Source organism: bacterium (assembly GCA_029210545.1).
GTDB lineage: Bacteria > BMS3Abin14 > BMS3Abin14 > BMS3Abin14 > BMS3Abin14 > JARGFV01.
This window is the reverse complement of sequence record JARGFV010000148.1, coordinates 3,475-5,298: the sequence shown is the minus strand read 5'-3', so window position 1 is coordinate 5,298 and position 1,824 is coordinate 3,475. Positions and strand designations below refer to the sequence as shown.

Genomic DNA, 1,824 nt, shown 5'->3' with positions numbered 1-1,824 from the left:
CGAGTGCCAATGGCTGTGTGTTCGATCCGTGAGGGAACCGAAAACCACGCTTTTCGGTTCCCGTTGAGCCAAAGTCCCGCCCGGACTTTGGCGACCCTATTAAAGACAGGATCTGATATGTCCCGAGGCAATATCATTCTGGCGGCACTCCTGTGGTCCATCATCGCATTCCTTATCCTTTATCCGGTGTCGATCCTGATGCAGGAAAGTTTCACCATCACCGGAACCGACGGCTGGGGCATCAGCAATTACCTGGAGTTCTTCAAGGATACTTATTATCTCAAGACCTTTGGCAAGACCCTCCTGCTGAGTACCCTCTTGCTCCTGACGACCACCCTGTTCGGGGTGCCCCTGGCGTACATCCTGGCAAGATACCGGCACAGGGGAAAGACTGTTTTCACAGCCCTCATCCTTTTGCCCATTGTCCTGCCCGCTTTCGCCGGCGTATTCGCGTTCATCATCTTTTTCGGCAAGTACGGCACGATGAACCTGCTCCTCATGAACACCGGGCTGATCGAGACACCCGTCAATTTCATCTACGGGCTGCACGGGCTGGTGTTCGTTCAATCCCTGCACATGCTTCCTTTCATCGTCCTCGGCCTTTCGGCGGGCTTCACCAACATCGACCCTTCCTTTGAAGAGGCCGCTGAAGTCGAGGGAGCCAGCGGCTTTAAGAGGTTCATCACAATAACGCTGCCTCTGTGTACCCCGAGCTATCTGGCGGGTGCCGTCCTCGTGTTCCTGTGGCCCTTTACGGACTGGCTCACACCGATGATCCTGGGGCAGACGGATCTCCTGCCCTCGGTCGCCTACATCAACATCGCCTATCACTTTACGGACATGCACCGCAAGTACATGGGGATCGTAGCGGTGGTTGTTTCGGCTGTTTTCTGCATTTCCCTCTTTTTGCTCGTCCGGTGGTGGGTCGAAAAGAAAAAGTATACCGGCCTCTCGAAGGGAACAACGTCGGAAGGCAGGGTGATCGAGCCGGGCCCGCTGCTTAAAACGGGCGCATACGCATACCTGATCTTTATTGCCGTCATTGTCCTGCTGATCCCCATCGTCCTGGGGCTATCCGCTTTTTCCAGAAGATGGGTCTTTGAGCCGTTTCCCACCTACTGGACCCTCGATAATTTCAGGCTCATCCTTCTGGAAAGCCCGACCCTGATCAAGAACTCCTTCCTGTTCAGCGGGCTGGCCCTGGTCTTCGGGGTCGCCTTTGGACTTCCAGCCGCCTATGTCATCGTCCGCACCCGTGTCCCGGGCAAGGATGCCCTCGACTTCGTCATCACCCTGATGCTGGCTTTCCCGGGTATCGCCATCGGTGTGGGTTACATGCTGGCATTCTGGGGAACGATACCCCTGGCCAGATATTGGATCATCATGCCGCTGGCCCTGTTCGCGCGGCGGCTCCCGTATTTCCTGAGAATGGCGCACGCCTCTTATCTGCAGCTGGATGTCTCCCTCGAGGAGGCCGCGGAAGTGTCGGGCGCCGGCAGGCTCAGGACCTTCATGACCATATCCTTGCCCTTGCTGCTCAAGGGCGTGCTCGTCGGCGTGATGATGTTCTTCATCATGGCGTTCCAGGAGATCTCCACCGCCATATTCCTTTACCGGGGAGGCTGGGAAACGCTGCCCATCGGGATCTATCTGAACTGGCACCGCGGCATGGAGTTCGGCATCGCCGCCGCCATGGCGTTTTTGATGATCGTGATCACCTTCGTCCTTCTGCTTATCGCATCGAGGATCGGCGGCAACATGCTCAAGGCTGCCTGGAGTACTGATGAATAGGGGAGCCGATCCTCGACGCGCCCGCGTGGGCGT

Annotated in this window: 1 protein-coding gene; it reads left to right on the top strand. The window is 57.0% G+C overall.

Annotated elements, in window-relative coordinates; genetic code table 11:
- The first annotated feature begins 117 nt into the window (after window positions 1-117).
- Entirely contained in the window at window positions 118-1,791 is a 1,674-nt protein-coding gene (locus P1S46_11355) for an iron ABC transporter permease (protein MDF1537072.1), read from the top strand.
- Window positions 1,792-1,824 lie beyond the last annotated feature (33 nt).

Coding starts and splice junctions, on each gene's coding strand:
- P1S46_11355 (MDF1537072.1), top strand. CDS start 118: ATGTCCCGAGGCAATATCATTCTGGCGGCACTCCTGTGGTCCATCATC.